The 25990-nt window shown below is 28.6% G+C and carries 23 protein-coding genes and 3 pseudogenes; 20 read left to right on the top strand and 6 right to left on the bottom strand.

Translation table 11 applies throughout. The annotated features are described in order from the left end of the window. Positions 1–53: 53 nt before the first annotated feature. A complete protein-coding gene (locus ACY1IQ_RS08225) occupies positions 54–596 on the bottom strand; it encodes a hypothetical protein (RefSeq protein WP_461613498.1) in 543 nt (180 codons plus the stop codon). A gap of 430 nt (positions 597–1026) precedes the next feature. Here ACY1IQ_RS08225 and ACY1IQ_RS08220 point away from each other — a divergent pair, with 430 nt between their 5' ends. From ACY1IQ_RS08220 to rlmH, 7 genes are all read left to right on the top strand, one after another. Continuing rightward, positions 1027–2286: a UDP-N-acetylglucosamine 1-carboxyvinyltransferase gene (locus ACY1IQ_RS08220; RefSeq protein ID WP_461613497.1), complete on the top strand. Its 1260-nt coding sequence runs from the start codon at positions 1027–1029 to the stop codon at positions 2284–2286. A 64-nt stretch (positions 2287–2350) separates the two neighbouring features. Then, positions 2351–3136 carry an MBL fold metallo-hydrolase gene (locus ACY1IQ_RS08215; RefSeq protein ID WP_461613496.1) on the top strand — a complete coding sequence of 262 codons (786 nt, stop codon included), beginning with the start codon at positions 2351–2353 and terminating at the stop codon, positions 3134–3136. Between the two features lie 60 nt (positions 3137–3196). Then, complete coding sequence (locus ACY1IQ_RS08210) at positions 3197–3766, top strand: GerMN domain-containing protein (RefSeq protein WP_461613495.1); 570 nt, start codon at positions 3197–3199, stop codon at positions 3764–3766. 95 nt (positions 3767–3861) lie between these two features. Then, complete coding sequence (locus ACY1IQ_RS08205; protein WP_461613494.1) at positions 3862–4359, top strand: SEC-C metal-binding domain-containing protein; 498 nt, start codon at positions 3862–3864, stop codon at positions 4357–4359. A gap of 307 nt (positions 4360–4666) precedes the next feature. Then, positions 4667–5329 (top strand): hypothetical protein, encoded by a 663-nt coding sequence (locus ACY1IQ_RS08200; protein WP_461613493.1) that lies wholly within the window; start codon positions 4667–4669, stop codon positions 5327–5329. A 101-nt stretch (positions 5330–5430) separates the two neighbouring features. Continuing rightward, positions 5431–6066, top strand: a complete 636-nt coding sequence (locus ACY1IQ_RS08195) for a hypothetical protein (RefSeq protein WP_461613492.1) — start codon at positions 5431–5433, stop codon at positions 6064–6066. A 199-nt stretch (positions 6067–6265) separates the two neighbouring features. Beyond that, positions 6266–6745, top strand: a complete 480-nt coding sequence (gene rlmH, locus ACY1IQ_RS08190; protein ID WP_461613491.1) for a 23S rRNA (pseudouridine(1915)-N(3))-methyltransferase RlmH — start codon at positions 6266–6268, stop codon at positions 6743–6745. 152 nt (positions 6746–6897) lie between these two features. Here the strand turns inward: rlmH and ACY1IQ_RS08185 are convergent, their stop codons facing one another. Both ACY1IQ_RS08185 and rsgA read right to left on the bottom strand, forming a co-directional pair. Then, positions 6898–7947, bottom strand: coding sequence for a GNAT family N-acetyltransferase (locus ACY1IQ_RS08185; protein ID WP_461613490.1), 1050 nt, complete (start codon positions 7945–7947; stop codon positions 6898–6900). A gap of 5 nt (positions 7948–7952) precedes the next feature. Further along, the gene (gene rsgA / locus ACY1IQ_RS08180; RefSeq protein ID WP_461613489.1) at positions 7953–9011 is read right to left on the bottom strand and encodes a ribosome small subunit-dependent GTPase A; all 1059 of its coding nucleotides are present in this window, start codon (positions 9009–9011) and stop codon (positions 7953–7955) included. Between the two features lie 860 nt (positions 9012–9871). Between rsgA and ACY1IQ_RS08175 the strand changes: the two genes are divergently transcribed. Genes ACY1IQ_RS08175 through ACY1IQ_RS08165 form a run of 3 tightly spaced genes read left to right on the top strand, consistent with a single transcriptional unit; the run spans position 9872 to position 12591 of the window. Then, on the top strand, positions 9872–10447 hold the full coding sequence (locus ACY1IQ_RS08175) for a class I SAM-dependent methyltransferase (RefSeq protein WP_461613488.1): 576 nt from the start codon (positions 9872–9874) through the stop codon (positions 10445–10447). After that, a complete protein-coding gene (locus ACY1IQ_RS08170; RefSeq protein ID WP_461613487.1) occupies positions 10444–11307 on the top strand; it encodes a class I SAM-dependent DNA methyltransferase in 864 nt (287 codons plus the stop codon). Before ACY1IQ_RS08175 ends, ACY1IQ_RS08170 begins: the two co-directional genes overlap by 4 nt. A 6-nt stretch (positions 11308–11313) precedes the next feature. Then, positions 11314–12591, top strand: a complete 1278-nt coding sequence (locus ACY1IQ_RS08165) for a radical SAM/SPASM domain-containing protein (RefSeq protein WP_461613486.1) — start codon at positions 11314–11316, stop codon at positions 12589–12591. 113 nt (positions 12592–12704) lie between these two features. On the opposite strand, the gene ACY1IQ_RS08160 is transcribed toward ACY1IQ_RS08165, so the two are convergent. Then, positions 12705–13703 (bottom strand): ketoacyl-ACP synthase III, encoded by a 999-nt coding sequence (locus ACY1IQ_RS08160; RefSeq protein WP_461613485.1) that lies wholly within the window; start codon positions 13701–13703, stop codon positions 12705–12707. Between the two features lie 161 nt (positions 13704–13864). Here ACY1IQ_RS08160 and ACY1IQ_RS08155 point away from each other — a divergent pair, with 161 nt between their 5' ends. The 9 genes and pseudogenes from ACY1IQ_RS08155 (at position 13865) to ACY1IQ_RS08115 (ending at position 23011) form a co-directional block, all read left to right on the top strand. Beyond that, on the top strand, positions 13865–15331 hold the full coding sequence (locus ACY1IQ_RS08155) for a methyl-accepting chemotaxis protein (RefSeq protein ID WP_461613484.1): 1467 nt from the start codon (positions 13865–13867) through the stop codon (positions 15329–15331). A gap of 619 nt (positions 15332–15950) precedes the next feature. Continuing rightward, positions 15951–16076: pseudogene (locus ACY1IQ_RS08150) on the top strand (helix-turn-helix domain-containing protein); the annotation flags it as partial. A gap of 74 nt (positions 16077–16150) precedes the next feature. Beyond that, positions 16151–17020, top strand: a complete 870-nt coding sequence (locus ACY1IQ_RS08145) for an alpha/beta fold hydrolase (RefSeq protein ID WP_461613483.1) — start codon at positions 16151–16153, stop codon at positions 17018–17020. A 120-nt stretch (positions 17021–17140) separates the two neighbouring features. Further along, positions 17141–17709 (top strand): annotated as a pseudogene (locus tag ACY1IQ_RS08140) (ATP-binding cassette domain-containing protein); the annotation flags it as partial. Positions 17710–17952: 243 nt separating this feature from the next. Beyond that, entirely contained in the window at positions 17953–18501 is a 549-nt protein-coding gene (locus ACY1IQ_RS08135; protein ID WP_461613482.1) for a hypothetical protein, read from the top strand. A gap of 215 nt (positions 18502–18716) precedes the next feature. Beyond that, the gene (locus ACY1IQ_RS08130) at positions 18717–19034 is read left to right on the top strand and encodes a DUF4070 domain-containing protein (RefSeq protein WP_461613481.1); all 318 of its coding nucleotides are present in this window, start codon (positions 18717–18719) and stop codon (positions 19032–19034) included. A 483-nt stretch (positions 19035–19517) separates the two neighbouring features. Then, positions 19518–20168 carry a CatB-related O-acetyltransferase gene (locus tag ACY1IQ_RS08125; protein WP_461613480.1) on the top strand — a complete coding sequence of 217 codons (651 nt, stop codon included), beginning with the start codon at positions 19518–19520 and terminating at the stop codon, positions 20166–20168. A gap of 512 nt (positions 20169–20680) precedes the next feature. Next, positions 20681–21739: a tetratricopeptide repeat protein gene (locus ACY1IQ_RS08120; RefSeq protein ID WP_461613479.1), complete on the top strand. Its 1059-nt coding sequence runs from the start codon at positions 20681–20683 to the stop codon at positions 21737–21739. Between the two features lie 322 nt (positions 21740–22061). Beyond that, positions 22062–23011 (top strand): annotated as a pseudogene (locus ACY1IQ_RS08115) (IS30 family transposase). A 111-nt stretch (positions 23012–23122) separates the two neighbouring features. Here the strand turns inward: ACY1IQ_RS08115 and ACY1IQ_RS08110 are convergent. Continuing rightward, on the bottom strand, positions 23123–24340 hold the full coding sequence (locus tag ACY1IQ_RS08110) for an MFS transporter (RefSeq protein WP_461613478.1): 1218 nt from the start codon (positions 24338–24340) through the stop codon (positions 23123–23125). 124 nt (positions 24341–24464) lie between these two features. After that, the gene (locus ACY1IQ_RS08105) at positions 24465–25100 is read right to left on the bottom strand and encodes a flavodoxin family protein (protein ID WP_461613477.1); all 636 of its coding nucleotides are present in this window, start codon (positions 25098–25100) and stop codon (positions 24465–24467) included. Between the two features lie 89 nt (positions 25101–25189). Here ACY1IQ_RS08105 and ACY1IQ_RS08100 point away from each other — a divergent pair, with 89 nt between their 5' ends. Continuing rightward, entirely contained in the window at positions 25190–25762 is a 573-nt protein-coding gene (locus ACY1IQ_RS08100) for a TetR/AcrR family transcriptional regulator (protein WP_461613476.1), read from the top strand. The last annotated feature ends 228 nt before the right edge of the window (positions 25763–25990 follow it).

Raw genomic sequence — 25990 nt, 5'->3', positions numbered from 1 at the left:
ATAAAGTACTTTGTGTCATATCTTTGACTAGTTATTTTATTTCAAATTGCCAACTAAAAATCTTTTAAAGGATAGGATTTAACTATATCTTTATTATTATTCATTTGTTTCCAAATCTCAAATCTATTTATTTTTATAAACTTATAGAAATCTTCCTTACTTTTTTTATTATCTATACAAAGATTTCCATTCATTGATGCTTTCCTAATAGAGTGATTAGCATTAGAAATAGGTATATTAAAAGTGGAACCATTGTACTCTTTAATATTAATTCCATATAATGATAAAGTATCAAACAATTTTCTAGAAATACGATTTATATATCCTTTATCTTCAACCTTTAACCCTACCATGTTAGAGTCTTCATTAAATATGATATTATTATTTATACCTATTTTAAATTTTTTATATGGACTTAACATTTTAGTAAGAACACCATCTAGCTTATCAATATCATTATTATTTACAACTCCTAAAGGTATATGAAGTACAGGAGTATTTTTGTAAAGTCTATATCTTTTGCTTATACTTCTTTGAAGCTCCGTAATTCCAGAAGAAGATGATTCATCAAATAGTGCAACTAAATAATATTTCATAAGTTATCCTCCATAACCCAAAGGTTTTTATGTATAGTATGCAACTTTAAAGAATAATTAATTATTTTTTAAAGGCATCTTAATAATATATTACACAAAAACTATTTTAATTATAATAATAAAACATTATACCATATTTAAGATAAATTGTATTTAGTCATCTTCAAAAAAATAACAAGGCAGTATAATTAACCTATTTTTTTAAAGATGCCTTAAATAAAGTAAAAGTTACGAATATATATATACATAATAACTCTTGCATATATAGGCTATAGGCTTTATATTATAATGGGAAATTAAAAGCTATCCATTTTAAAATTTAATGTTAAAATGTAATATGTATATGATATAATATATTGTAATGTAAATTTTTAAATTAGAATTTGATTAGAAACTTTAATATATATTAAATAGTGAGGATGATACCGTAATGGAAAAATTAGTGATTAATGGTGGTAAATCCATGTATGGAGAAATAGAAATAAACGGAGCAAAAAATGCAGTAGTGGCTATTTTACCAGCGGCTATTACGGCAAGTAAAGAAGTTTGTTGTATTGAAAATATACCTGATATAGAAGATGTTAATTGTATAGAGAGAATATTTAAATCATTAGGATGTAATGTTAAGAGAGAGAAAAACTCAATAACTATAGATAGTAGAAATGTAGCTAGCTTAAATGCTAACACAGAAGATGTAAGAAAAATGAGAGCGTCATATTATTTTTTAGGAGCTTTACTGGGTAGATTTAAAGAAGCGAGAGTTGAGCTTCCAGGTGGATGTCCAATAGGGGTTAGGCCTATTGATCAGCATATAAAAGGCTTTGAAGCATTAGGCGCTAAAGTTACAATTGAACATGGTGCTGTTAGTGTAAAAGCTGACAAGTTAATTGGAACTAGTATTTATTTTGACGTTGTAAGTGTAGGTGCAACTATAAATGTCATGCTAGCGGCTACGTTTGCTGAGGGAACAACTATATTAGAAAATGCAGCTAAAGAACCGCACGTTGTTGACGTTGCAAACTTTTTAAATAGTATGGGTGCCAATATAAAAGGTGCTGGTACAGATTTAATAAAAATTACAGGCGTTGATGAGCTTACAGGATGCAATTATTCCGTAATTCCGGATCAAATAGAGGCAGGAACATTTATGATTGCAACAGCTGCATGTGGAGGGGAAGTAACACTTAAAAATGTAATTCCAAAGCATTTAGAATCCATATCAGCAAAGCTTATAGAAATGGGTGCAGAAGTTATTGAATGTGATGACATGGTCACTGTTAAATCTAATGGAAGACTTAAAGGGGTTAATATAAAAACATTACCTTACCCAGGATTTCCAACAGATGTTCAGCAACCTATGAGCACTTTATTGGCTATATCAAGCGGAAGAAGCATTATAAATGAAAGTATATATGAAAGTAGATTAAAGCACGTTGATGAACTAAAAAAAATGGGTGCTAATATAAATGTTGAAGGAAGAATTGCTATAATTGATGGAGTTGAGAAGCTTACAGGATCTCACGTGAAAGCTACTGATTTAAGAGCCGGAGCAGCATTGGTTATTGCAGGACTTGTAGCAGAAGGTGTGACTACAGTAGAAGGAATACACCATATAGATAGAGGATATCCTAATATAGAGAAAAAATTTAAAATGCTTGGTGCAGATATAACTAGAGAAATATTTGAGTAGTAATATAAGCAAATTACTAACTTTCAGTACTTTAGTGTTTTGACACTAGGCAAAGGAGAATTATATGATATTTTGTCCATTGTTTAGCGGAAGTAGTGGGAATAGTATTTTTGTTTCAAGTAATAATGCCAGAATACTAGTGGATGCAGGAGTACCAGGAAAAAATATAGAGACACAATTAAAGGAAATAGATCAAAGTCCTAAGGATATAGATGGAATATTTGTTACTCATGAGCATTCAGACCACATAAAAGGCGTAGGGGTTATGTCTAGGAGATATAATATACCTGTATATGCTAATGAATTAACATGGGAAGCCATGAAAGATAAAATAGGTAAAGTAAAAGAAGAGAATATTAAAATAATAGATAAACAATACATAGAAATTAAAGATATGACAGTACAAACTTTTAGTATATCACATGATGCTGTAGATCCTTCAGGGTATGCATTTCATACTAAAGAAGGTATAGCATGTATTGCTACAGATTTAGGTCATTTTTCTGAAGGCGTAAAATCTGTTATAAAAGAGGCTGATATATTATTATTGGAAAGCAATCATGATGTTGAGATGCTAAAGTTTGGTCCATATCCTTATGTACTAAAGAGAAGAATATTAAGTGATATTGGTCATCTTTCAAATGAAGCCTGTGGTAAGGCTATATTGGAAATAATGAATGAAAAGCATAGAACTATTTATTTAGGACATTTAAGTAATACGAATAACTATCCACAATTAGCATATGAAACGGTTTTAAGCCTTTTAAGGGAAAATTCAATAGAGGTAGGAAGAGATATAACTATTACTATGGCACATAGAGATAGACATAGTGAAGTTGTGTCATTATAATATTTTTGAGAGCAAGAGGCTTAATAAATGCTAATGTTATTGAGCAATAAGGGGGAAGTTATGAATAAAAAAGTATTAATAGTAGCATTATGTTTAATTTTAGCATTGACAGCATTAGCTTTTCGTAGTTTTGAAAACAAGGATAGAAATAGTATTTTAAGTAAAGAAAAACTTCAAAATTTAAAACTACCATCAGAAAAAGGTGACTATATTGATATAAAACTTTATTTTGATGGATCTAAAGATAATAAAGATGTAAAGATAGCTAAAGAAGAAAGACTTGTTAATAAGGAAGAGCTAGTAGGAGAAATAATAATGCAGGAGCTTATAAAAGGACCAGCTGTTGTTAGTGAATCTAAATCTATTCTTCCTAAGGAAACAAGACTACTTAGTTTTTCAATAAAGGAAGGAATAGCTTATGTTAATTTAAGCAGTGTAGCAGAAGTTGCAATGTCTCCGGAGCAAGAGAAGACAACCTTAACTTGTATAGCTACATCATTAACTCAACTACCTTCTATACAACAAATAATGATTACTGTTGAAAATAAGAATATAGAAAGTTTAGGCGGAAATTATAATATATCTAAGCCATTTTCGAAACAAGAAATAGATGGAATGCGTAAGCGATAAAATTATAATAAATATTGAAAGAAATTTAAATATTTATTATAATTAAGTATAATCAACAAAGGTATAATATTTTTATGCATAAAGGAGATAAAAACATGAGTTTATATAATGCTTGGACTAATTACGTGGTAGAGTTCGTAAGAAATAATGGTGAACCAGCATTCTGGAAAGAATATGCTAAAATAGAAACTCTTATATATAGTAAGGTTCTAACTAATCTTGAGGGAAAAGTAAGTGGAAAGGTTAGTGATTTAGCAAAAGAACATGAAGTAACAGATGTTCATTTCATGGGATTTTTAGATGGAATAAATGAGAGCTTAGAAAAAGAATTAGATTTAGAAAGCATAGAAGCGGATTCACAAATTGAAATTCAAATTAACTTTGAGAAGTTATATTTCAACATGCTAGAATCAAAAGCTGACTACTTATATAGCTTACCACAATGGGATAGAATATTCTCAGAAGAAAAGAGAAAAGAAATAACTAAAGAGTGGAGAAGCTCTAAAATAATAGTTAAAGAAGAAAAGATTGGTAGAAATGATCCATGTACTTGTGGAAGTGGTAAAAAGTACAAAAAATGTTGTGGTAAATAATTTAGCTCTAATTTCATTATAAACATTTTTATATGATATTTAAATTATAAAATTTCGTAAAAGATAATAATCCCTGTAAATAAAAAGAGTTTTTATAGGGATTATTTGTTTTGTAGAAAATTAATTAAGATATATTTAAAGCAATTAAGAAATTTTTAAGAAGTGAATAATCATAATTTTATCTTTAATTCTAATGGCTGTGACTGTATCACAGCTTTTTATTTTTTAGTAATTTTATTACTAGTATTTGAATAAATAATGTAAAATTCATAAAAACTATAGGTGTTAAATGATAGGAGTGGAGAAAGTGGAATATTTATTTGTTATACAGGATAATTTAATAATCCCATTAATATCATCAGCATCTGTACTTACAGGAACATTGATGGGAGCTTTATTAAATTGGATTATAAATAAGAAGATTACAGAAAGAACTATTGAGGAGCAGTATAAACTTAGAGAACAAAGTAGAAAATATCAAGAAGAAATTAACACTCAAGAAATTTGCAAATATGTAAATAATATAAGATTAGACATAGCTACTGCAATATTTCAAAGCATTAGAACCATTAAAGATATAAAAAGTGGAAAGGATGCTTATAATCATATAATACCTATAAACAAAAATTATCCTAATATTATCTCTTGCCTGATAGAAAAATATAATTTAAATGATATAAGTTATATATATCAGCTGTATGGAATAATAGAAAAGGTAAATCATGATGTGCTTAGAAGCAACTTTTATGACAAAAATATACTAAAACAAATAGAAAAAGATTATTATAATATACTTATAAAACTATATGGTGAAAATGTAGATAAAATTATAGAAGTTGATATAGAAAATGTTCAGTATAGAGATTTATATGATAATGATTTAATAAATAAAAAATATAAAGACATCCTACAAAAACTAGATAAATTATGTTATTTAGAAAATCTTAAAAATTTTAATGAGGAACTATAATCAGAGAGCATCTGCATTAAATGACTAATACATTTTAAAATTAAAACGAAGTAGACATTTTTATCTCCTTTTCATAGGTTAATAAGGGGGGAGATTAATAAATGGCACAAGATAATAAAATTGAAAGCAAAAATAAAATTGAATATCAACAACCAAGTGAATTGATGAGAGAATCAGCAAGTCTTTTATATAAAATTCCAGTATTTCTAAGTCATCCGAGTCGACTTAATAGTGCTCAACAACAATTTGTAAATATTTTAATTAGAGAAATTAGAACGGCTTTATTATTTCCAAGGACATTACCAATTAGCGAACAATATACTGAAACACCGTTAACTAATATACGTCGAATGATTTCATCTAGTTATGGATTGGTGGCACTTAATTTAAAGCAAAGAAAAGTTAATGTTATAGAAAATAATCTTGGTCAGCCTCAAGACCAGACTATATGGGAAGGTAGTCCATTTGCTCAGATTGAACCAGCTATGGCTTATCAATTTGGACTTCCACTTCTTCTCATTAGGGAAGTAGATGTAGAGCAAAATGGTATTTGGGCTTTCGGAATAGGGCCATTCCTACTTTTGGAATGGGATTCTACTCAGCCAGTTGGAGATTTCTTTAGAAGAAATGATTGGAGAGAAATTTTTCAGAATTGGATAGGTCATGTGAGAAGTGGATTTTATATTCAAACACAGCCACAATTTCAATATAGTTGTGAAAGAAATAGTAGAAATTAATTAAGCTATTAATATATAATAAAAATAAAAAATCAAAATTAGTCCCTAGCGTTTTACCAAAAACCTAGGGATTAATTTTGATTATAAAATTATTTTAAAAGGATAGTCAACACTTAAGATTAATATTAGCAGGCAATAAACACAAAATAAGTTATGCTATAATATTGTGTGAATTATTTTTACTATAAGGAGAAAACATATGAACATAACACTGATAACCGTAGGAAAAGTAAAAGAAAAATATTTAAAAGATGGAATAGATGAATACTCAAAAAGACTTCAAAGATACTGCAAGCTTTCAATAATAGAACTGCCAGATGAAAAAACACCAGACAATGCTTCAGAAAAAGAAGAACTACAAATAAAAAACAAAGAAGGAGAAGCTATCCTAAAATCAATAAAAGATAATATGTATGTAATAGCTCTAGACTTAAAAGGCAAAAACCTAACCTCAGAAGAATTCTCAAACTACATACAAGAGTTAGGAACCATGGGAAAAAGCGACATAGCTTTTATAATTGGAGGATCCCTAGGCCTATCACAAGAAGTTCTAAACAGAGCCAACTACAAACTATGCTTTTCAAAAATGACCTTCCCCCACCAATTATTTAGAATGATGTTACTAGAACAAGTTTATAGAGGATTTAGGATAATGAAGGGAGAACCGTACCATAAGTAACGGCATACTTTTAGAATATAATATGTTCAAAGTATGTAGACTTTTTAACTTGAAATTTATAAAAAAATAGGAGTGTAATAGGCTATAAAAAGCATATTCACTCCTTTTTAAATGTCCGTCTATATACTATTTCTTAAATTCAATAGTTTTAGTTATTCCCATATAGTTTTCAAATAGTTTAGATATTTTATCCATTTAGGATTGTTTCGAAAGTGTGGGAAAAATTTTGATAATTCATCAACTGTCCACTTCCATCCTTTTTCAACTTCTTTGTTTAGTAGTTTGATTACTGAATCAACATTATTTGCTTTCATCCAGCATACAGCACAATCCCAAAATAAACGTGGTTCTTCTTCTAGTGCTTTTTCATAGAATAGAGCCCATTCTTCCCACTGATCTAAAGTTAAATCACTTTCATTTTCTATTGGTGGATATGAGGTAAAAGCATAATAATCATTTTTTCTTACAAATCCAAGTTTTTCAGCTATTGCAATTGATCCAGCATTAGTATCAACACATAACCAATCTATTTCTGTTATCCCATTACAAAGACAATAATCTGCAGTTGCAGCTGCAGCAATTGCTCCAAAGCCATTCTTACGATAATTAGAATCACAATGAATCCCTATTGCTGCTCTTTTGCCATATGCACAGTCAGTTAATGACCAGCTAACGATAGTATCCTCGTTTCTTATCATAAAACCTACACCGTATTTGCTGAAATTGTCAATACTTCCCCAATTATTAACCCAATCCATTACTTTTTCTGAGTTCTTGAGATTATACTTGCTTATATAGCTTGGATTCACTCTTTCTAAGGAAAATCCTTCTTTTACATTCTGCTTATAATCACAATATTTTAGATTATTTAAAATATAATGACGTCTTTTATACTTTCTAATAAACTTGTTTTGGTGAACTTCAGAAAGTTTAGTTTCCCATTCATCAGTATCTAAAATTAAGTCATCCCAAAAATCTAATTCTTCTTTTACCTCAGAATTAAACTTTTCATTATTAGAGATTCCTGCAAGAAGATTACATTCTGAAGTTTGTATTAATACTGATGTTGGATTATCACCGCAATCTACAAAAATTTCACCTGGCATAATTCCATTAATTACAGAAAATATAGATAAATCTTGGGATGAATTTTTAATTAAGTTTTTTATGATATGATAATTGCTCTCTTTTAATTTTAACATTCAACTTAACCTCTTCTCTTATTTCTATTATTGTAATAGGATTTTTTGTTATCCTTTAGAGTTTTAAGTTCTTTCAATTGGCTTTTGTAGCTATTAAATCTTTCAATACTTAATCTTCCATCTTCAATAGCTTCTTTAACTGCACAGCCAATTTCTTTATCATGTTTACAGTCTCTATATTTACATTGGTCTACCAAGGAGTAGATATCTTGAAAACTTTCTGAAAGTATATCTTCATCAGCCCATAACTGCAGTTCCCTAACACCTGGGGTATCTATAACTGTGCAGCCTGAACTATGCTGTAGAAGCTGGCTACTTGTGGTAGTGTGCCTGCCTTTACCGTTAGAATTGCTTATAGTATTTGTTTTTTGTATTTCATCACCAAAAAGGTAATTAATAATTGTTGATTTGCCTACACCAGAAGAACCAAGAAATACTACGGTCTTGCCATAACATAAAAATTTATCAAAGATATTCATATTAATATTATTTAAAACACTTATGGAATGTACAGCTATCCCTTTTGCAATGGTATTTATTTTTTCTATATAATAAGGTATGTTATCACAAAGGTCACATTTATTTAGTAGTATAACAGGGGTAGCACCACTACTAAGAACTAAGGTAATATATCTTTCAATTCGACCTATATTAAAATTATCATCAAGCCCACTTACAATAAATGCAATATCTACATTTGAACCTATGATTTGTTCTTCTATATTTCCTCCAATCAGCATACCATTTTTCATCTTTCTTCCGCCTGATATAGCAAGTTTACGAGCAAAGTAGCTTTTTCTTGGTAATATTGCATATATAATAGCTTCAGTATCATTAATGGTTTTAATTGCAGCCCAGTCACCAACTGCAGGATAATCTTTTTTCACATCTGCGTTATACATAAACTTACCACTTAGTCTACTATTAAAGTCACCTTTTTCTGAACGAACAATATAGTTGCCTTTATGCTGAGTTATTATTCTTGCAGCAAAGAATCCATTATTTAAATAGGGTTGAAAATTATTTTGAAAATATGTGTCCCATCCTAACTTTTCTAAACTCATAAAGTCTCCTTTTCTCTAGAAAGCTAAATTTTAGCTTATTTAAATTTTAAAGCTTAATTTGAGTTTAAGATAAAGTTATATGAAGTTCTGAGTAAATTAGCATTAACCAAAATTCATTTATTAAAGTTTTATTTAAAAAAGTATATAAAAATACCACAGCAACATTAACCTACTGTGGTATACCTAATATTTGGGCATAAAAAATACACGCTAACCTGTACCGTGAATTCTAATACAAACTATTAAGACTGAAAGGTTAAATCAAAGTTGTTCAAAAGGCATAACAAATAAAGAGTATAATAAGTACTCATAAAAAATCCTTTTGAACCTATATGCAATTATTTTAAAATCACCTCATATAACTTTTGCATAAAAAAATTCACTCCTTTCGCCTAAAATTAACTATTAAGCTTTAACCATAATATACCATATGCCTGTTAAGAATACAACACTTAATTTTACCATTAAATTCAAATTCCAATAATAAAATTAAATTAACAATAATTTGAAATATATTATATATTTCAAATTACAATAAGATAAGTAAGTGATAAATGTGTGCTATATTTGCTTCTAAATATAAAATTTACATAAAAAAATAGCATCATTTAAAACTATTCTAATAATATAAAGATCAGAAAAGCCCTTTAATATCAAATCTATCATATTCAATATTAACTTACGATAACAAGGTATAATTTAATCATAATATTTTGAATATACTATATATACATATAACTGCGGTATAATAAAGTGGAAAAGTACTTGCATAATTTACCTAAAATTCAGGTATGAGATATAAATCTAAAAAGAACCACTGATAATGACTTATAATATTAATTACTGAGGAAATGGTGCTTATGAAAGAAATAAAAGATTTTGATAAGGTTTACAAGCATTATGATAAATTTATGGCTATGTTTAATTTATATAAACATGAAGAAATAAAGTCTGCTGCAAATATCGATGAACATGAAGTAGTTGTAGATATAGGGAGAGGAACTGGGAAGTTAGCTAAGTATATTTGTAATAGTTGTAAGATTGTATATGTACTTGATGAAAGTGAGAAGATGCTTTCAATGGCAAATCAAGGGGAAAATTTGATATGCATAAGGGGAAATGCTCTGAAAACTCCATTTGAGGATAATTCAATTGATATAGTAATATTAAGTGATGTTTTTCATCATACTGAAGAACAAAAAGGCCTTATAGTTGAAATAAATAGAATATTAAAGTATGACGGAAAGATAGTTATGATGGACTTTCATAGAAAGCATATAAAAACGAAGTTACTGAGGGCATTTGAATTTACTCTATTTGGACGATTATTCTTTAGAACTAAAGATGAAGTTAGGAGTTTATTAGAAGAATGTTTTTACATACAAAAGGTTTATGATAAGGGGTATTATTTTATATTTGTAGGAGAGAAGAGATGATAAATAAAATATGGTTCTACTCAAAGCTTGCATATAAACTTATAAAAAAAGAAGTTGTAAGCAAGAATGACTATGAGGAAGAGTATGATAAAGTTTCAGATACATATGATTTTTGGCTTAAAGAGATGAGTAGATATACAGATAATATTATCCATTCAAAATACATAGAAACAGATAGTGAATTAAAAATACTTGATTTTGCTTGTGGGACAGGCTACATAACAAAAAGTTTATTAAATAAATCTATAAAATATAAAATTATTTCTGTAGATCAGTCAAATAAAATGCTTGAAAAGCTTTTGAATACCAATGATTCTAGAGTGACAGCTATTCAGAGTGATGGTATTGAATTTTTAAAAACTACTAATGAAAAATATGATGTTATATTTTTTGGATGGGCACTTTCTTATTTTAATCATAATGAACTTTTAAAACTTTTTAATAGAGTTTTAAAACCAAAAGGTATATTAGCAATAATCACAAATATTGAAGGAACTTTGGATAAAATAGAAAGTATTTTTTTGAAGGTTATGAGTGAGAAGCAAGATGAAGTAATTAAACCTATGGATATAAAATTGAATTTACCTAAAGGAAAGAGTGGATTAGTTAAATGGTGCAGCCAATACGGATTTAAAGCTTTGGAGGTAGAAGAAGGTGAGGCTTTCTTTAATTTTAAAGAACCAGAGGAACTTTTACAGTGGCTAAATATAACTGGGGCAGCAGCAGGAACTAGGAAAATTTTTAAGAACTACAATGAAGTTAAACCACTAATAATTGAAAAAATAAAAAAAGGAAAATATAAAAATGGAGCTTATGAGATAAATCACAAATTTGCATATGGTATCTTTAGAAAGGAATAGAAATTAATGAGTATTAATAATTTAAAGATTATGAGAAAAATGGCTATAGATAAAAATGTTCTAAAGAGCTTATTAGAAATTTATAATATTTTAAAAGAAGATAAGAAATTCACCCTATTAAAATACATAAAGATGATGGATGGTATTTTAAGGGGAGAGAAGATAGTGAAGCATGAGGATAAATACATATTGAGTACCTTTTTTCCGCCTTTCCCATCTAAATCATTTATACAAAACATCTTAGCAGTAGATGAACCTGTAAATATATTCACAAAGCAAATATATGCTGAAAGAACTGCACCTATATCTATGTACTTATGTATAACAAATAAATGTCCTAATAATTGTCTTTATTGCAGTGCAAAAAATAGGGCAGCAGAAAAGGAATTAACAAAGGAAGAATGGATTAAGGTTATAGGGGAGCTTCAAGATATGAATGTGCTTATTATTGGAATAACAGGAGGAGAGCCCTTAATACGTGAGGATATATTTGATATTATAAGGGCTATAGATAGTAGAAGCACATCAATTCTATTTACTAGCGGCTTTAATTTAAGCTATGAGAAAGCAAAAAAATTAAAAGATAGTGGGCTATTTGGTATAGGAATAAGCTTAGATTCTTATGATAAAGAGAAACATAATAGGAATAGAAACAATGAAAATGCTTTTGATTATGCACTTGAGGCACTTAGAAATGCAAATAAGGCAGGATTGTATACTATGGCACAAACAGTTATATTAAAGGAGAATCTTGATGAAGAAAAACTGTTTAGATTATTTAAGCTTGCCAAAGATAATGGTGCTCATGAAGTAAAAATACTGGAACCTATACTAAGTGGCAATCTTTTAACTGAAAAGCAATTAAATAATGTGTTTCATGATGAGAGTGATAGAGAAAAGCTTATAAAAATACAGCATAAAGCAAATAAAAGAAGTGATTTACCTAAGATAACAAGTTTTGCGTATACAGAAAGTGAAGCGAAATTTGGTTGTGGTGCAGGAAATCAACATTCCTATATAAGTGCTTCAGGAGAATTGTATCCTTGTGATTTTGTACCTATGAATTTTGGAAATGTAAAAGAAGAATCTATAAAAAGCCTTTGGATTGAGATGAAAAATTACATTGGTAAACCTAAAATAGGGTGCTTTGCTCAGAAGGTGAATAAAGAAGTATTTAAGCAATCAGAAGGTATGCTGTCACTTAACAAGGAAAAGGCAATAAGCATTTGTAATAAAAATAAAAGTGATAAATATCCAAAATACTATAGGGATTTACATAAATAGTATTTAAATATGAACTGTTAAAAAGCTGTAGATAAAACTACAGCTTTTTAGTCTATAGAAGGCTAGCATACAATTTGAATCAAAAAGTTCATATCTGACTTTTTGATTTGATATTAATATCTAAGTAGTATACATGAAGCAACCACACCAGCTCCAACTGTCCATAAAATAACATAATCTCCACGCTTAAGGTTATCATTTGAAACAGAATCAGCTAAGGCCATAAATGGGCTTGTAACACTTGTATATCCAAATCTGTCACCTATGAATGGAAATTTGTGTTTTGGTTCTTCTAAAGTCTCTCTTATCATATCAATATTTTTCTTTGCAAATTGAGATAAACAATATAATTTAACATCATCTTTAGTTAGATTATTTCGAGCTAGTATTTCATTTATTGAATCAACAGAACTTGCGAATGCATCATCTGTATTAAAATCTAGCCATTCTATTAGTCTATTATCTTTTGGTGTATCTCCATCTATTGGTAATACCTTAGAAAAGCCTTCAGGAGGAAATTTTATATAGCAGTTTAATGAACTATCTACGTAAGATGAACTATCTATGAAATCTGATATCTTATCTTCAGTGTTTTCTAGTAAAACAGCACATGCAGATTCTCCAAAATTAGCATAAGTAATAGGTTCTGATTTTCTTGAATATCTAAATGATAAATCTGAACCTACAAGTAAGCTATATTTAATTCTGTTATTACTTTTCATTACTCTACAGACTTGATCCATGGCAATTATCATTCCTGAACAATTACCATTCATATCATATGCATTTGCATTCTTAGATAAACCCAAAGCATCATGAATTTTAACAGCATTTGTAGGAGATAGGTATTCTGGTGTAGAAGATACAAATACAACTAAATTTATATCTTGTACATCTATATTTGCAGTTTTTATTACTTTGTTGCAAGCTTCTATAGCCATAGTTAAAGAATTTTCATTAAAATCTTCAGAAATATATCTCTGGTCTCTTCCAGTAACATTTAACAACCCAGAAATATCTACGTCTTGCTTTGAAAAATGCTTCAGAAAATATTCATTAGAATAATTTGCTTTAGGATGGTAGTATTCGATATTTTTAATTTTTATATTCATCTTCTCTCCGCCTTATCTTTATTGTTAAATATGTTATTTATAATTATCGAAGAATACTCTAATAAATTAAGATAATTATATAAAAAAATATAGTATGTGATAAAGCTACATAACAATATTACGAATAATAATAATATGACATTGAGTAAGGGGGAGTAGTGATGGATTACAAAAAAAATGTGGAATTGAAGAATAAAATAATGTTGGTAGGATTTATATTATCGGTAGTATTAAGAGTAATTGTTGATATTATTTTAAATACAGATAGGAATGCAATATTAATATTAGTTGGAGTTTCCATACCTTTAGCTATAATCGATTTTATATTAATAAAAAAGAAATATATTATTCAAACAATGTATTATACGTTAATGATGTACAGTGCTGTTATATGCATAATGTTTATATCAAACCCAAATTGGGCTAATTTTATTTTGATATATTATGGTGTTATGTTAATGAGTGTATATCAAGATTTAAGGATATTAATTATTGAAGCAATTTTGGCTATAGTACTTGTAGTGTATTTCTTCTTAGGCTATAAAACAACATTGTTTGCTTCAGCAGAATACTATGAATTAGTATTTTATATAGGATACATAATAGCAGGATCAGCTATATTATCAATTAATGCCATTACTACCAAAAGGATTTATAAAGATTTAGAAGAAACTCATAAGGCTACTGAAGAAGCTAAATCTAGAGCAGAGTTGTTGCTAGAAAAAATATATAGTACTATAAAGGTTTTAACAACAGCTAATGAGAAAATAAAAAGTGGAATTTCTGTAGCAGGACAAATAGCAGAAGAAATAACTAGTTCTACAAGCGACGTTGCTAATAGTGCAGCCAAAGAAGTGGATGTAATGATTGGAATGAAATCCTCAATAGAGGATGGAGTAGAAAAAGTAGAAGAAGTTACGAATGCTATTAAAACTATGGAGGAATTATCTAAGTCAACTGAAAATGTTGTATTAGAAGGTAATAATAAAGTAGATATATTATCTTCGGAAATGAATAACGTAAATACAAATATTTTAAGTGTGGTATCCATGATAAATGAATTAAGCGATGAAAATACAAAAATAGTTCATATTATTAACAGTATTAGAAAAATATCAGAGCAAACCAATCTATTAGCTCTTAATGCATCAATAGAAGCAGCTAGAGCTGGAGAGTATGGAAGAGGTTTTGCTGTGGTTGCAGAAGAAGTAAGAAAACTTGCTGAGGATTCAAGAATATCCACAGATCAAATAGAATTAATATTGAATAATATATCTAATAAAACAAAGGTAGTTGCAGAGGAAATATTAAAAGAAGAAAAGTCAATTGAGTTATGTAATGAACATACAAATGATGTTAAAGAGTTATTTAAAAATGTTAATAAGAATACGTCTAATGTATTAAGTTATTCAGGAAATGTTGGATCACAATCTGTATTGCTTGAAAATACGATGAAAAGTACATTAAGTTTAGTAAATGATATTAGTGAAATTGTAGAATCGACTGCAACGGCTATGGAAGAAATTTTTGCAGCTATTGATGAACTTAATAATAGCATAATGGATATAACAAGTAGCTATGATGAAATAGATGATATATGTAATGAATTAAACTCTATAAGGGAATAAAGTAGATAATATAAAAAGATGGTTATTGCAAATTAGCAGTGACCATTTTTTGGGCATAGCATAGTTACATTAGTAAATTTAATTCTAGGAAAAGTTACAAAATGATATAATAAAATGGAATAAATAACCAATAGTGTAGTATAATACAAAAGAGCAAATAAATGAATTTATAATTATAATCAGTAATAGGGGTAATGGAGTGCCAAGACCAATATTAGTATGAAGTTATCAGAAAGTACTATAAAACGGCTTGTAGATATCACATATGAATTTACTGGTGCAGATTCAGAATATGAAGAATGAACTGTATCGCAAGTAATTGATGTAAGTAAAAAATATCATAGATGTCAGTTAAGTATGTATTGATGTAAAAGTCGATACATATTTTTTTATTATTTACCAAATAAAATAATCATTTAACTACTACTCGGTTGAATAATAAAATATGATTAATAGAAATATAAGGAACAAAGTCAAATAAATATCAACAAAGTACAATAAAATACATTTACAATTCGCACAAAGTGCAATATAATGAGTATATAAATGAAATATGAAAGGATTGTTTTTAATGGAAGAAAAATTTTATACAGTTGATTAAATTGCAGAAATATTAGGTATGCACTATAAAACTATAAGAAAATTTATAACATAAGGTAAGCTTAGAGCAAATAAAGTTGGAAAACAATGGAGAATATCAGGACATGATTTAAGTATTCTTATGGAAAATAATAATGTTAACATTAGTTTAGGGTGTTTAATAATATTAGAGATGCTGAAAACTGGATTTTAAATATTAAATAATAAGGATGTGTGATGATGAGAACAAGTATCAGTAAAATAGATAATAGTAAGGTGCAAGTTGCATTTAAATGTGAAGAAGGAAAAAATGAAATTTTAAAATATTATGAATCATTAGTTGAAAAATGGTCTTTTCCACATGAAGAAATTAATGTTAATACAGATTACGGAAAAACATTTATTATAGCTAGTGGAAAAGAAGAATTACCACCACTTATATTACTTCATGGTAGTGGCATGAATTCAGTTATGTGGATAAATGAGATGGAGAAGTATTCACATAATTATAGAGTATATGCGGTAGATATGCCTGGAGAACCAGGGAAAAGTAATGAAACTCAATTGCCATTAGAGGGTGATGATTTTACAAATTGGCTCAATGATGTTTTTGATGCCCTATCAATAAAAAAAGCAAGTATTGTTGGAATTTCATTAGGTGCATGGCTAGGAACAAAGTTTTCTATAAAATATTCACAAAAGGTAAATAAACTTGTTCTACTTTGTCCAGCAGGCATAGGTCCTCAAAAAAAGTCTTTTCTTTTTAAATCATTATTTTATATGTTATTAGGAGAAAAAGGAATAGATAAACTATACTATAAAATTAATGGTAATAAACTTATACCACAGGTAATGTTAAATTATCAAAAGTTAATTGCAAAACACTTTAACTTTAGAAGAGAAGTTATTCCTCTATTCTCAGACGATGAATTAATACAATTAACAATGCCGATTGCATTATTTGTAGGAGGAAAAGATGTTATGTTACATTCTGAAAAGACGGCAAAACGCTTAGAATCATTACTAGGACATGCTAATATAAATCTCATTCCTGATGAAGGGCACTCTCTTGTTAATCAAGGAGATGAAATAAGGGAATTCTTAAATTAAGAGTATATAAACTATAATAAGTCGTTGTGGTTTGTACGATAAGAGATAATAGAAGGTGTAGCTTAAAATATTTTGGTAAACCATATGACAATAAATGGTATGAAGAATATAAGTGGTTAATTCATTTTAAAAGACAAAAGTTGGTTTGTAGTGCGCCCTTCTGGTACAGAACCAAAAATAAAAATATATACTTCTGTTGTTGGAAAAAATAAATGTGAGGTAAAAGAAAAGTCGGAAACCTTTAGAGAAAATCTTGTTTATAACAAAGAAGAAGTTTCAGATAAAAAGTTAGATGAAGTATGTAAAGCAGTAGGATTAGAACACTTTATTTCAATTCTTCCAAATGGATATGACACAGTTTTGGATGAATCTATAAGTTTATCAGAAGGTCAAAAGCAACAGTTAACTATTGCAAGAGCAAGGTTAAAGATGCACCATTGTTAATCTTAGATGAAGCTACAAGTTCAGTAGATGCAAGAACAGAAAAAATAATTCAAGAAGCTATGGATGCATTAGCTCAAAACAGAATGTCATTTGTAATAGCACATAGATTATCTACAATTAAAAACGCAGATGTAATTTTGGTTATGAAAGATGGAGATATAATTGAAAAGGGAAGCCATGAAGAATTAATGCAACAAAAAGGATTCTATGCAGATTTATATAATAGCCAATTTGATGTAGCTTAATAAAAATGAGAAAAAGATATGAAATAGAATTATAGGTATACACTGTTATAATGGTGGATTTCAAAGGTTGTACTTTGCCTCTACCATTGAAATCCTCGACGGATGTCAAGGGTTTTTGTCTTATAAATCCACAGTTTCTGAACTGATAACTTCTGAATTTACAGGTCTTGGCTTTGTTCCATAAACTGCATTAAATGCTCCAACTGCTAGTTTAATAAAATTTAAATGAATGGGGGTTAAAAAATGAAAGAGTTGATATATCATCCATCATATACTTTAATCAATAAATTGAATGATAAAGATAATATGAATAATATAGTGATTGATTATGTGATTTTGCAAAATGATGAGCCAGATTGTGGCATTGAAGAACATAAACAGGCTGCTATAAATGCAATGGAGATTATTGCAAAACGTTATAAAAATAAATATCAATATATAATTCAGATTGATGAATCTAAAATGAGAGGTGTACCATATTCTACTGATGAATTTTTCGAGGATAGAATAGAGGCACCATATCAGCATTCATTTCTAGATCCACCATATGGTAGTGTACTGAAGAAAGAAGATTTTTGGCATGTTAATAATATATTATTTTCAAATATTTATAACCTTGAAATTTATGATTGGTGCAGTGGGATAGACTGGAGTGTGCCAGATGCTTATTGGGAACATAAATGGTCTAATTATTTTGATGATGGTTTGGAATGGTGGGGTGTTATTTTTTTTACTGTGTATGATAAAGTAACAGAAATGTTTACTATAATTGCAGCTTCTGCAACAGATTAGCAAAGACTAATTTATAAAAAGATTAAGAGTTAATTTATATGAGGAATATTTATTTAACATAGAGTTATAGAAAGTTTAATAGAAACTTGAATTTGAAGTATTATTAATTATATTGCATATGGGAAAATTTAATCCTTTTTCTAGCGGTTGATAATGTAGGAATAATATTTGGATTTGATACTGACACAAAGAAAGTGTTTAAAACAACTCTAGACATGTGCAATTACTTAGGAATTGATAGTGTTACAGTTACTATATTAACACCACTGTCAAAGACACCATTGTATTATCAGTTAAATGAAGAAGAGCGATTATTAACTGATGATTGGTCATATTATAATGGAAAAATTAGAGTAGCATTTAAACCTAAAAATATGAGTGCAGAGGAATTATTTGATGGATATATGTGGTTTAGAAGGAATTTCTATTCGCTAAAATCAATAACTACTCGATTAAGAAAATCAAAAGCCAATATTTTATATAATTTAATAGTTAACTTAGGATACAAGGTTTCAATAAGAAAAACAGTATAATTAATATGAGTACAATAAGGTATGATAAGCAAAAGAAGCTTGGAATATAGATTGAAAACACTATCATTTAGAAGTGTAACGGAGAACAGTATCACAAATAAATGAGGCTTTTACTAATTTTGGATTATAGTATTAAAGTATGATTCGTTTCAACTATTGAAATTCATAAAAAGATATTATCATAATATTATGATGATATCTTTTGTTATATGAATACACATTGATTCAGAAGAATGGTATAATGGGAAAAGAAAATACATAGAAGTATTTGTTTTATAATCTCAGGGGATATGAAAAAATAGAGACGTAAGTCAATTAATTTAAATATTTATGTCTAAAATATTGATACATATTTGCATGTATATAAGAAATAATAAAATTTAAGGAAGTATTCTAGAATGATAAAGAGAATTAAAAATTTTAGGAATGTAGCAGTATGACCTAAGTTAAGTGATATTTAAAACTTAAATTTAGGAGGATAAGATGAATAATACATTTAATCATTGGACAGAAATAAAATATTTAAAGGATACAGTAAAAAATCCCTTAATTGAAGTTGGGAAATATACATATTATTCAGGATATTATGCAGGTAGGAATTTTGAAGATATATGTGTAAGATATATATGGGGAGATGAAAAATCTAAGGAGATGTATAATCCCATAGAAGACTATGGATGGACTTTAGATAGAATAAAAATAGGTAAGTATTGTTGTATTGCCAGCGGAGTAATATTTATGATGGGAGGAAATCACAATCATAACCCTGAATGGATAACTGTATATCCATTTAAAGATAAGTTACTAGATTCATATAAGCCCAAGGGAGATACAATTATAGGCAATGACGTATGGCTTGGTACAGAAGCTATGATTATGCCAGGAATTACAATTGGAGATGGTGCAATAATTGCATCTAGATCGGTAGTTACAAAAGATGTAGAACCTTATACTGTTGTAGGGGGAAATCCTGCAAAGTATATAAAAGAAAGATTCGATAAAGATAAGATAGATATGCTACTTGAAATGAAATGGTGGGATTGGGAAGAAAATCATATTAAAAATAGTATAGATATATTGTCTAGTTCGGATATAAATAAATTGTATAAATACTATGAAATCAACATAAAGTAATACACATTTATTTTATTAAGATTTTATGTAAGAGCATAATTATAAAATAATAGATGATATAAATAAAAGAATTAAGACATTTTAAAATGTCATAGCGAAAAAGTTATTAAATCAAGTATTAGTGAAATTTTATACTATTAGGATCACTCTGATGACTGTCAGAGTGATCCTTTAATTTATGATTCATTATAATATATTTTAATAATTAATATCTAACTGAATGTATAAATAAAGAATAAAATATAAATATAGAGAAATGGTGTATTTAGAGGGTATGCCCTCTTTTTTGTTTCAAGAAAAAGATTATAGATAAATTTGAATAAAAAAATAGTTAGAAGTAGGATGGTTATAAAGCGGTGTAGTATATCATAAATAATTAAGGAATCTAGCCTTAGATATTGATATAACTTAGCTAAGGCTATTTTTTATTTAAAATATATACAACTAAATCGATTATTTATATAATTAATGTACAAGGTGTTGAGGAAGTGATATAAGTGAATATAACCAAAATGATAAAAGAATTGCAGAGTGTTATGAATTTAGAATTTGATGAAAGAGCTAAATTTTTTTACGAATGTAAAGAAAAATTAGAAATAGAGGTTAATAATAATCCTTCTAATATTCAAGCTTTTTCACTTATGGCAATGATAAATTTAGAATTACGGAATGATACAAAAATTTCAATTGATATTTTAGAGAATTGTTATAACAAAAATAAAAACAATATGTCAAAGGATGAATATTGTTTTTGGGCTACTAATATGGCTTATTTGTTAAGTGAGGAATACGAAGAGGTCGATAAATCAATTGAATTACTTACAAAAGCAATAGAATATGAATCAAAATATGATAATACATATTATGCTTTAGGAAAATTATTTTTTAAGAAAAAGAATTATAGGGAAGCAATAACATTGTTTAATAAGGCTTTTGAAATTTCTCATTATAAGGGATATAAATATAATGAAGCTATTAGCTTAATCATTTCAAATAATAGAGAAGACGGAATCTCAAAGTTAATGTCAATCTATAAATACCCCTATAAAGACGAAGAGATAGATGGAAGAATTGCTTTACTTCTTGGAAGAGAGTTAGCGCTGAATGGAGAATTAGAAGAGGGTAAAAAAATAATTCAATTATTATTAGAGAGTAGTTATGAAAGCTTAGAGGTTAGAGCTAATGAATTAGCAGAATGTATGTATATACTTGGTGATTATCATAAATGTATAGAGTTATATGATGAAGATAAACTTTATGAAGATGAAAGTTGGATTGGACAGTATTTTTATGCACTAAAAGAATCATATAGTATAGATGCATCAGAGAAAAAGATGAATGAAATTGAAAAAGAAATAGAGAAGAATATTTATGAAGAAGAAACCAATTATGGAGATTGGGATAGTGAAAAGGAGTGTAAAGAATATATTGATGGAGAAAAGGTTAGATTAAATAAAATTAAAGAATGTTATAGACGGGTTGTTAATGGCATTAAGCCTTTTATAGAAGTAGATTACGATATATTTTATAAATGTTATTACATAAATTGCCCTCGTCATTATATAGAGTAAATATTTAAAATTAAAACATTTATTTTGTTTTAAGGCTATTAGATGAATTAAATAAAGATTTAATTAAGAGTGAAGCACTAATCTTCGTGAGATATGTGCTTTTTTTCTTTACCATTAAGCTCTATATGAATACCAATAAATTTAATATTGATAATTAATTTAGATATAAAAAGAGGGCTTGTTGTAAAATGAAATTGAACTAATAAAAAATCCATAGTAAATTATTCTGTGTTATGATTTAATCGCTAAAGAAAAACATACACGGAGGATAATCACTATGGATTACCCAAATAATAACACATAATCATGCAAAAATAAACATTTGAATTTTGAAGAGCACATGATTATTCAACTTCGTCTCAAAGATAGATTTTCAGCATATAGGATAGCTAAAGAGCTAAACCACCTTATAAATACTGTTCTCAATGAAATACGACGTGGTACTACTACACAGATTAAACAGAGAAATCATATTGAACTTTACCTTGCAGATACAGGCGAAGCCATTTACAAAAAGCATCGCTTGAATTTTTGTTGTACTTTTAAGCGCTTAGAATGTTGTGACTTTATAAACTATGTAGTAGAGTAGCTAAGATAAAGCTTGATTCATGGTCACCTGATGCTTGCGTAGGTAATACGATTGAAACTGGTAAGTTCAAGTGTTCTCAAATGTTTGCACCAAAACCTTGTATAACTATATTAATCTTGGATTGTCACTTATTAAAATGCAGATTTACCAATGAAGCTACTTAGAAATACTAAACCAGCAATGATCAGAAAGCACAAGAAAAAGCTTGGTAGAAGTATTACAGAACGTCCAAATTACATAGATAACCATGAGGAATATCGATACAGCTGTCGGTGAAAAGTCTGGTAATGACTGTGTACTTTTAACCATTCTTGAGGGTAAGACTAGGAATGCTATTGTGCGTAAGATTGCTTCTAAAAGTGCTTGCGCATTTATGAATGAGCTTAAAAGTATCCGTAACTTATATGGCGACCACTTTAGTCAAGTATTCAAAACAATAACTGGAGACAATGGCTCCGAATTTGATGATTTATCTATAATTGAAACCGACACTGATACAAAGGTACACTTTACTCATCCTTATTCATCCTTATTCATCCTTTGAGAAAGGAACTAATGAACGTCATAACGGCCTACTACGTCGATTTATCACGAAGGGAAAACTTATGTCAAACTATAGTTCCGATGATATTGCATCTATAAAGAATTGGATGAACATACTCCCAAGAAGAATACTCAAATAAAAAACTCTAGAGGACCTGTTTGAAGCACAGTTAGATATAATATACGCTACATAAGTAAACACAACGATTTAAATTATAAATAGAAATTAGTTCAATTTGTCAAAATATATTTTATGTATTTTTTCCAACCTTGTATAGAATAATTGCTATGATTTGAGTTGCCATTCCAAAAGTGCAAACTCCATACCATCCAAAATGAGAATAACTATAGGAACCTAAAAAGGAACCTAGCGCTCCACCGAGAAAAAAGCTAACCATATAAATAGTATTAAGTCTATTACGCGTTTTCTCGTTTAAGGAATGTACTCTTGCCTGATTAGAGACATTACAGGATTGTACTCCTAAATCTAGAAGAATAATTCCTAAAATAAGTCCCCAAATTTTAAAGCCAAATAGAAAGAAGAATAAATAAGCAATTATAACTACGATTATACATATACCTATAGCAAATCTTGAACCTCTTTTGTCAGCTAATTTTCCAACTATTGGAGCAGCAAGAGCACCAACAATACCAACTAATCCAAATAAACCTGCTGCTTCAGCTCCCATATTGTAATGAGAGCTTTCAAGTAAAAATATGAGGGATGTCCAAAATGCACTAAAAGCTGAGAACATTAAAGCACCATTAATAGAGACTTCTCTTAAAATTGGTTCAGTTTTTATTAAGTTTATCATTGATTTTAGCAGTTGAGTATATTTAATGTCAGAGATAGGTTCGCATAAGGGTAGCAACTTCCTAAGAATAAGCATTAGAGCAAGCATCATAATCGCTGCAATAAGATAAACTGCTCTCCAGCCAAAGTAGCTGCCTAAGATGCCGCTGATTGTACGAGAAAGCAATATTCCAATTAACAACCCGCTCATTATTGTACCAATAGCTTGCCCTCTTTGCTGTGGATTTGATAGTTGTGCTGCTAGAGGAATAATAAGTTGAGGAATAATAGAAGTAAATCCAACGGCAAAGGAAGAAATTATTAGAACATATATATTTGAAGAGAAGAACATACTCATAAGTGAGATTATTGAGAATAAAAGCATTATTACTATTAATTTTCTTTTTTCTTTTATATCTCCCAAAGGTAAGATAAATATCATTCCAATTGCATAACCTATTTGTGTAAGCATAGCTGCAAAGCCTATGCTTAATTGGGTGACATGAAAGGTTTTTGCTATATCAGCTAAGAGGGGCTGGATATAATATAAATTTGCTACAGTAAGTCCACAAGCTATGGACATAACTAAAGTTAATAAATTAGTCAATATGGGTTTATCTTCAAGATTATTTATTAAAGAATTTGTTTTTATAACGGCATTATTTGATTGACACATTTATAAAGCACTTCCTTAGATTATAATAATACATTTAATTGAATAAATGATTGAAATTATAAGTGATAAAAAATCTATTTTAAATAGTAGTAAAAATTATCTAATGGATAGGAAAAATAAAAATTTATCGAATAAAATTAGTAAAAATCTTTTCTTCCATTTCTGGCTTCTTAATAATTCCTTGTCTATTTTCAATAAGTTTCATAAGCCAAGCCATATTTTTACCTAATATCCTCATTATTTGTATTCCTTCCTCGTCCTGCATTGCCTCACCTGGTAATCTTCCATTAATAATATTCCAATAGTTTGAAGTAGGGATGAGCATTTCAGAATGATTAAAGTAATTATTTAACTGATCAAAGGTTGAAATTCCGCCTGTACGTCTTACTGCTACTACTGCAACTCCAACTTTATGTCTTAGCATACTATCATTGGCTTCTGCCACACGAAAAGCTCTATCTAAAAATGACTTCATTGTTCCAGCAATTGCTGAATAGTGTACTGGTGATCCTAAGATTATTCCGTCGGCATTTTTCATTTTTTTAATCCAATCATTAACTGAATCAGTAGTAATAGCACATTTTCCATTTTTATTTTTTGTACAATATCCACAGGCAATACATCCTCTAATAGATTTATTCCCGACATGGATTATTTTTGTTTCCATTCCTTCCTTTTCTAATTCGTCAACAACTATTTTTATTCCATGATAAGTATTACCCTCCTTATTGGGACTTCCGTTAAAAACTACAACTTTCATTAATTTTTCCTCCTTGTATATTTAACAATACTATACGTTTAGTTTACTAAGTATATTATTATAAATTAAATACAATGGAGGTAAATATAATGGAGAAAAAATTGGGACGTCCGCGTAGCGTAAAAACTAAGGAGGCCATTCTTTTCGCTGCATATGAGTTATTACTTGAAAATGGTTTTGGAGCTACTACAATTGAAAAGATTGCTGAAAGAGCTGGAGTTAGTAAAGCCACTATTTACAGATGGTGGCCCAACAAAGCTGCTGTTGTTATGGACGCTTTTTTTGATGCTGCTGTTGTAAGACTTCCAATACCTGATACAGGATCAACTATTAATGATATGATAATTCAAGTAAATAATTTAGCAAAATTTCTAATTAGTCGAGAGGGGAGGATAATTAATGAGATAATAGCAGAAGGCCAATTTGATCAAAAGTTAGCTGAAGCCTATAGAACAATATATTTTAAGCCCCGTAGACTTGATTCACGATATATTTTAGAACGTGGAATTTCAAGAGGAGAATTAAAGGATGATTTGGATATAGAATTAGTTATAGATTTAATTTTTGGCCCATTATTCTATAGATTATTAATAACAGGGGATATGGTAGATGAGACTTTTATAAAAAATCTAATAAATTATGCATTTAAGGGTATAAGATAGAAGTTAATATTAATGGTAACTTAATGAAATATTAAGAGGAAGAAATTTGATTCCACTTATGAGTGGATAGAAGAACTTCGAATGTTTTGAATAATTAAGGAAGTGTTATCACTTGTTACTGATGCGGGTAACCGTACTGCAAATGACGTAGATTTTCCGCCAATTCCTTGATATGACTAGATTTAAAAGAAAAAATAGTGTTTGATGAATTATAAAGATAAAAATTTG

It is taken from the genome of Clostridium sp. Marseille-QA1073 (assembly GCF_054863625.1).
Note: the sequence above shows the minus strand (reverse complement) of the source record. Positions and strands in the feature narration are given on the sequence as shown.

Coding starts and splice junctions, on each gene's coding strand:
- ACY1IQ_RS08225 (WP_461613498.1), bottom strand. CDS start 596: ATGAAATATTATTTAGTTGCACTATTTGATGAATCATCTTCTTCTGGA.
- ACY1IQ_RS08220 (WP_461613497.1), top strand. CDS start 1,027: ATGGAAAAATTAGTGATTAATGGTGGTAAATCCATGTATGGAGAAATA.
- ACY1IQ_RS08215 (WP_461613496.1), top strand. CDS start 2,351: ATGATATTTTGTCCATTGTTTAGCGGAAGTAGTGGGAATAGTATTTTT.
- ACY1IQ_RS08210 (WP_461613495.1), top strand. CDS start 3,197: ATGAATAAAAAAGTATTAATAGTAGCATTATGTTTAATTTTAGCATTG.
- ACY1IQ_RS08205 (WP_461613494.1), top strand. CDS start 3,862: ATGAGTTTATATAATGCTTGGACTAATTACGTGGTAGAGTTCGTAAGA.
- ACY1IQ_RS08195 (WP_461613492.1), top strand. CDS start 5,431: ATGGCACAAGATAATAAAATTGAAAGCAAAAATAAAATTGAATATCAA.
- rlmH (WP_461613491.1), top strand. CDS start 6,266: ATGAACATAACACTGATAACCGTAGGAAAAGTAAAAGAAAAATATTTA.
- ACY1IQ_RS08185 (WP_461613490.1), bottom strand. CDS start 7,947: ATGTTAAAATTAAAAGAGAGCAATTATCATATCATAAAAAACTTAATT.
- rsgA (WP_461613489.1), bottom strand. CDS start 9,011: ATGAGTTTAGAAAAGTTAGGATGGGACACATATTTTCAAAATAATTTT.
- ACY1IQ_RS08175 (WP_461613488.1), top strand. CDS start 9,872: ATGAAAGAAATAAAAGATTTTGATAAGGTTTACAAGCATTATGATAAA.
- ACY1IQ_RS08170 (WP_461613487.1), top strand. CDS start 10,444: ATGATAAATAAAATATGGTTCTACTCAAAGCTTGCATATAAACTTATA.
- ACY1IQ_RS08165 (WP_461613486.1), top strand. CDS start 11,314: ATGAGTATTAATAATTTAAAGATTATGAGAAAAATGGCTATAGATAAA.
- ACY1IQ_RS08160 (WP_461613485.1), bottom strand. CDS start 13,703: ATGAATATAAAAATTAAAAATATCGAATACTACCATCCTAAAGCAAAT.
- ACY1IQ_RS08155 (WP_461613484.1), top strand. CDS start 13,865: ATGGATTACAAAAAAAATGTGGAATTGAAGAATAAAATAATGTTGGTA.
- ACY1IQ_RS08145 (WP_461613483.1), top strand. CDS start 16,151: ATGAGAACAAGTATCAGTAAAATAGATAATAGTAAGGTGCAAGTTGCA.
- ACY1IQ_RS08135 (WP_461613482.1), top strand. CDS start 17,953: ATGAAAGAGTTGATATATCATCCATCATATACTTTAATCAATAAATTG.
- ACY1IQ_RS08130 (WP_461613481.1), top strand. CDS start 18,717: ATGTGCAATTACTTAGGAATTGATAGTGTTACAGTTACTATATTAACA.
- ACY1IQ_RS08125 (WP_461613480.1), top strand. CDS start 19,518: ATGAATAATACATTTAATCATTGGACAGAAATAAAATATTTAAAGGAT.
- ACY1IQ_RS08120 (WP_461613479.1), top strand. CDS start 20,681: ATGATAAAAGAATTGCAGAGTGTTATGAATTTAGAATTTGATGAAAGA.
- ACY1IQ_RS08110 (WP_461613478.1), bottom strand. CDS start 24,340: ATGTGTCAATCAAATAATGCCGTTATAAAAACAAATTCTTTAATAAAT.
- ACY1IQ_RS08105 (WP_461613477.1), bottom strand. CDS start 25,100: ATGAAAGTTGTAGTTTTTAACGGAAGTCCCAATAAGGAGGGTAATACT.
- ACY1IQ_RS08100 (WP_461613476.1), top strand. CDS start 25,190: ATGGAGAAAAAATTGGGACGTCCGCGTAGCGTAAAAACTAAGGAGGCC.